We start from the raw sequence: 4,556 nt of genomic DNA on the forward strand, positions 1-4,556 counted from the left end.
CGGTTGCCGACGCTCCGCGTCGACGCCCTCCTCCGCCTTGCAGTTGCACGCACCAGACCCCGCTCAGGTCGGCCAGAGGGCACCGTCACCCCGTGCCGGCCTGATCCGGAGGAAAGGCCCTAGGCTCGGAAGTCACGAACGGAACGATCAGCAGGAGGTATCGACGTGACCGAGCACAAGCGGCGGCCGCTCCCCCATGACTTCCATCCGCCCGTGCCGTCGTTCACGGTGACGAGTGAGGACATCACCGAGGGCGCGACGCTGAAGGACGCCCAGGTGCAGTCGGAGGGGAACACCTCTCCGGAACTGAGCTGGTCCGGCTTCCCGGCGGAGACGAAGAGCTTCGCCGTGACCTGCTTCGACCCGGACGCGCCGACCGGCAGCGGCTTCTGGCACTGGGTGGTCTTCGACATCCCGGCCTCGGTGACGAAGCTGCCGGCGGGTGCGGGCAGCGGCGACTTCGCCGGGCTGCCCGAGGGCGCCGTCCAGGTGCGCAACGACTACGGCGAGCCGGGCTTCGTCGGCGCCGCCCCGCCGCCCGACGACGGTCCGCACCGTTACGTGTTCACGGTGTACGCGGTGGACGAGGACAAGCTGAGTGTCGGCCCGGACGCCACTCCGGCGGTCGTGGGCTTCAACCTGCGCTTCCACGCACTGGCTCGCGCCCAGCTCATCGGGGAGTACGAGATTCCCGCGCGGGGCTGAGTGCCCCTTCGGTGTTTGCCCGCCCCTGGTCTTGGAATTGATCAGGGGCGGGCGCTTTTTATTTCGTTGTCCATCTCGATGCGTCCGTCCAGAGTTGATCCAGGTCCGCCGGGCGTGCGGACAGGCGCACGGGAGGTGGGCGGGATGCGTGGCACGTTGGTCCTGAACGCGAGTTTCGAGCCGTTGTCGACGGTGACGGTGAACCGCGCCGTCGTGCTGGTGCTCCAGGACAAGGCGGTGGTGGAGCAGGCGCACACCGGGCTGCGCATGCGCGGCACGGCGGTGGACATGCCTGCGCCGAGGGTGATCCGGCTGTGCAGATACGTAAGGGTGCCGTTCCGAAGACAAGCGCCATGGTCGCGGCGGGGTGTGCTGGTGCGGGACCGGCACCGCTGCGCGTACTGCGGGCGGGCGGCGACCACGGTGGACCACGTGATACCGCGGGCGCAGGGGGGTGCGGACTCCTGGCTGAACACGGTGGCGTCCTGCGCGGAGGACAATCACCGCAAGGCGGACCGGACGCCGCAGCAGGCGGGGATGCCGTTGCTGCGGCAGCCGTTCGAGCCGACTCCGGCGGACGCGATGCTGCTGGCGCTGGGTACGGACGACTTCGCGGCGCTGCCGGAATGGCTGGCGCCGACCGCGGCCGCGTAGGCCGGTGGACGACAGCGGGGCCCGCTTTCCCTCGTGGGGAGAGCGGGCCCCTTGTCGTGACGGGGTGGGCTCAGTCGATGGTCGGCCGCTCGCGGCGGTCGGTGCCGGTGCCCGTGCCCTTGTTCTGCTGGGGTACGGCGCCGCCGCCCCCGCCGAGGTTGCCGAAGTTGCCCATGGCTCCGGAGAGGCCCTTGAGGGCGTCGCCGATCTCGCTGGGGACGATCCAGAGCTTGTTGGCGTCGCCCTCGGCGATCTTCGGGAGCATCTGGAGGTACTGGTAGGAGAGGAGCTTCTGGTCCGGGTCGCCCGCGTGGATGGCCTCGAAGACGGTGCGTACGGCCTGGGCCTCGCCCTCGGCGCGGAGTGCGGCGGCCTTGGCCTCGCCCTCGGCGCGCAGGATCTGGGACTGCTTCTCACCCTCGGCGGTGAGGATGGCGGCCTGCCGGGTGCCCTCGGCGGTGAGGATGGCGGCGCGCTTGTCGCGGTCGGCGCGCATCTGCTTCTCCATCGAGTCCTGGATGGAGGTGGGGGGCTCGATGGCCTTGAGCTCGACGCGGTTGACGCGGATGCCCCACTTGCCGGTGGCCTCGTCGAGGACGCCGCGCAGGGCCGCGTTGATCTCCTCGCGGGAGGTCAGGGTCCGCTCCAGGTCCATGCCGCCGATGATGTTGCGCAGCGTGGTGACGGTGAGCTGCTCGATCGCCTGGATGTAGCTGGCCACCTCGTAGGTGGCGGCGCGGGCGTCGGTGACCTGGTAGTAGATGACCGTGTCGATGTTGACCACCAGGTTGTCCTGGGTGATCACCGGCTGGGGCGGGAAGGGTACGACCTGTTCGCGCAGGTCGATGCGGTTGCGGATGGTGTCGATGAACGGGACGACGATGTTCAGGCCCGCGTTCAGGGTGCGCGTGTAGCGGCCGAAGCGCTCGACGATGGCGGCGCTGGCCTGTGGGATGACCTGGATGGTCTTGATCAGGGCGATGAAGACCAACACCACCAGAATGACCAGGACGATGATGACCGGTTCCATCGTGTTCCCCGTATCCCCTCTCCGCTTCGGTGCGCGCGGCGGATGCCGTGGCCTGTGAAGGATCTTGCCGGTCGAGTCTGACAGACCGTCCGGCAAGTCGTGTGCTGTTCGGTTCAGTTGAGTCGTACGAGGTCAGATGACGAGCGCGGTGGCTCCGTCGATGTCGACGACGTCCACCTCCTGGCCGACGTCGTAGGCGCGGGCGGTGTCGAGGGCGCGGGCCGACCAGATCTCCCCGGCGAGCTTGACGCGTCCGCCGGTGCCGTCGACCCGTTCGAGGACGACGGCCTGTCTGCCCTTCAACGCGTCGATGCCGGTGGGCAGATGGGGGCGACGGCTGCTGTGGCGGGCCGCGATGGGGCGGACCACCGCGATGAGCGCGACCGAGACGATCACGAAGGCGAGGACCTGGACGACGACGCCGAAGCCGAGTCCGGCCGCGCCCGCGGCGACCACGGCTCCGACCGCGAGCATGCCGAACTCGGGCATGGCGGTGACGACGAGTGGGATTCCGAGGGCCACGGCGACGACGAGCCACCACACCCATGCGTCTATGGCGTTCACCCGGTCATGGTAGGTCCGGGGGCCGGGCCGCCGACAGGGTGCGGACGGACCGGTGGTGGCCGAAAGGGGCGGGTCAGCCCAGCGGGAGACCGCGCGCGGTCCAGCGCTCGCCGGCCTGCTCGACGACGAGCGGGAGGCCGAAGCAGTGGGAGAGGTTGCGGGAGGTCAGTTCCAGCTCGATGGGTCCGGCGGCGAGCACCTTGCCCTGGCGGATCATGAGGACGTGGGTGAAGCCGGGGGCGATCTCCTCGACATGGTGGGTGACCATGATCATGGAGGGCGCGATGGGGTCGCGGGCGAGCCGGCCGAGGCGGCGGACGAGGTCCTCGCGGCCGCCGAGGTCGAGACCGGCGGCGGGCTCGTCCAGGAGGAGCAGCTCGGGGTCGGTCATCAGGGCGCGGGCGATCAGGGTGCGCTTGCGCTCGCCCTCGGAGAGGGTGCCGAAGCGGCGGTCGAGGAAGTCGCTCATGCCGAGGCGGTCGAGGAAGGCGCGGGCGCGCTGCTCGTCGACGTCCTCGTACTCCTCCTGCCAGCCGGCGGTCATGCCGTAGGCGGCGGTGAGGACGGTCTGGAGGACGGTCTGGCGCTTGGAGAGCTTCTCCGCCATGGCGATGCCGGCCACGCCGATCCGGGGGCGCAGGTCGAAGACGTCGACCTTGCCGAGGGTGTCGCCGAGGATGGTGGCGGTGCCCTTGGTGGGGAAGAGGTAGCTGGACGCGACGTTCAGGAGGGTGGTCTTGCCGGCGCCGTTGGGGCCGAGGATGACCCAGCGCTCGCCCTCCTTGACCGACCAGGAGACCTGGTCCACCAGAGCCCGGCCCTCACGGACCACGGATACGTCCTGAAGCTCCAGAACATCGCTCATGAGCGCGTTGTCTCCCCTTGCGTTGTGGCCGGTCTCGGCTGTCGCGTACGCCTGTGGCTCGGTCCGCCGCGCCGATGGGCGCAGCCCATATGAAATCTACGCCACGAGTGCCCCGCTCCATTCCATCGGTCCGGTCCTTAGGGTGGGGGCATGCTCACGGAACCGCGTTCAGGACGCCTCGCCGCTTGGGGAAATGCCCTATTGGCCGGACTTGTCTCGCCGGATGAAGCCGTACTGGCCGCTGTCGGTGACGACGCGGTGCACCGGGTGGCCGGGCTGCCGGGTGAGAACGGCGTGGTGGGTCTCACGTTGGCGCTGGGCCGGCTGCGGGCGCTCGGGGTGACCGGGCTGCGGGTGGCGCTGCCCGCGCCGGGGCATCCGCTGGGGCTGAGCGGTCCGCCGGACTTCAACACGCGCGCGCTGGCCGCCGGGGAGGCGGTGGTGTGCACGGGGGCCGCCTTCGGGCTGGTGCCGGAGGTCACCGAGGCGGGTCCGGCGGGCGATGTGCACGTGGAGGTGGTGTGGCACGTGCTCCCGGTGCGGGAGGCGCCGCCGGCCGATGTGCCTTCCCTCGGCGAGGCGGAGCGGGAGCTGGCGGAGGCGCTGCGGGACGCCACCGAGGTGCTGTCCAGGCTGGACGTGGCCGGGTCGGGGCCGGTGGCCGCGGCGGCGATCGACGCGTACCGGGCGCGCGCCGAGCGGGAGGGGGAGGTGCTGGCGCCGGGGTATCCGCCGCGG

General features: G+C 70.6%; 6 protein-coding genes. 3 read left to right on the forward strand and 3 right to left on the reverse strand.

Annotated features, from left to right (window positions below; translation table 11 throughout):
* Positions 1-165 precede the first annotated feature (165 nt).
* Together GT030_RS02795 and GT030_RS02800 are read left to right on the forward strand one after the other, a co-directional pair.
* Positions 166-705 carry a YbhB/YbcL family Raf kinase inhibitor-like protein gene (locus tag GT030_RS02795; RefSeq protein ID WP_161199658.1) on the forward strand — a complete coding sequence of 180 codons (540 nt, stop codon included), beginning with the start codon at positions 166-168 and terminating at the stop codon, positions 703-705.
* A gap of 144 nt (positions 706-849) precedes the next feature.
* A complete protein-coding gene (locus tag GT030_RS02800) occupies positions 850-1,359 on the forward strand; it encodes an HNH endonuclease (RefSeq protein WP_161199659.1) in 510 nt (169 codons plus the stop codon).
* A gap of 70 nt (positions 1,360-1,429) precedes the next feature.
* Here the strand turns inward: GT030_RS02800 and GT030_RS02805 are convergent, their stop codons facing one another.
* From GT030_RS02805 to GT030_RS02815, 3 genes are all read right to left on the reverse strand, one after another.
* Positions 1,430-2,389, reverse strand: a complete 960-nt coding sequence (locus GT030_RS02805; protein WP_161199660.1) for an SPFH domain-containing protein — start codon at positions 2,387-2,389, stop codon at positions 1,430-1,432.
* Positions 2,390-2,521: 132 nt separating this feature from the next.
* The gene (locus GT030_RS02810; protein ID WP_161199661.1) at positions 2,522-2,953 is read right to left on the reverse strand and encodes an NfeD family protein; all 432 of its coding nucleotides are present in this window, start codon (positions 2,951-2,953) and stop codon (positions 2,522-2,524) included.
* A 73-nt stretch (positions 2,954-3,026) separates the two neighbouring features.
* The gene (locus GT030_RS02815; protein WP_161199662.1) at positions 3,027-3,818 is read right to left on the reverse strand and encodes an ABC transporter ATP-binding protein; all 792 of its coding nucleotides are present in this window, start codon (positions 3,816-3,818) and stop codon (positions 3,027-3,029) included.
* A gap of 150 nt (positions 3,819-3,968) precedes the next feature.
* On the opposite strand from GT030_RS02815, the gene GT030_RS02820 reads away from it, so the two are divergent.
* On the forward strand, positions 3,969-4,556 hold a 588-nt coding region (locus tag GT030_RS02820; protein WP_161199663.1), incomplete at its 3' end, for a hypothetical protein.

Source organism: Streptomyces sp. SID1328, assembly GCF_009865595.1.
Taxonomy (GTDB): domain Bacteria; phylum Actinomycetota; class Actinomycetes; order Streptomycetales; family Streptomycetaceae; genus Streptomyces; species Streptomyces griseoluteus.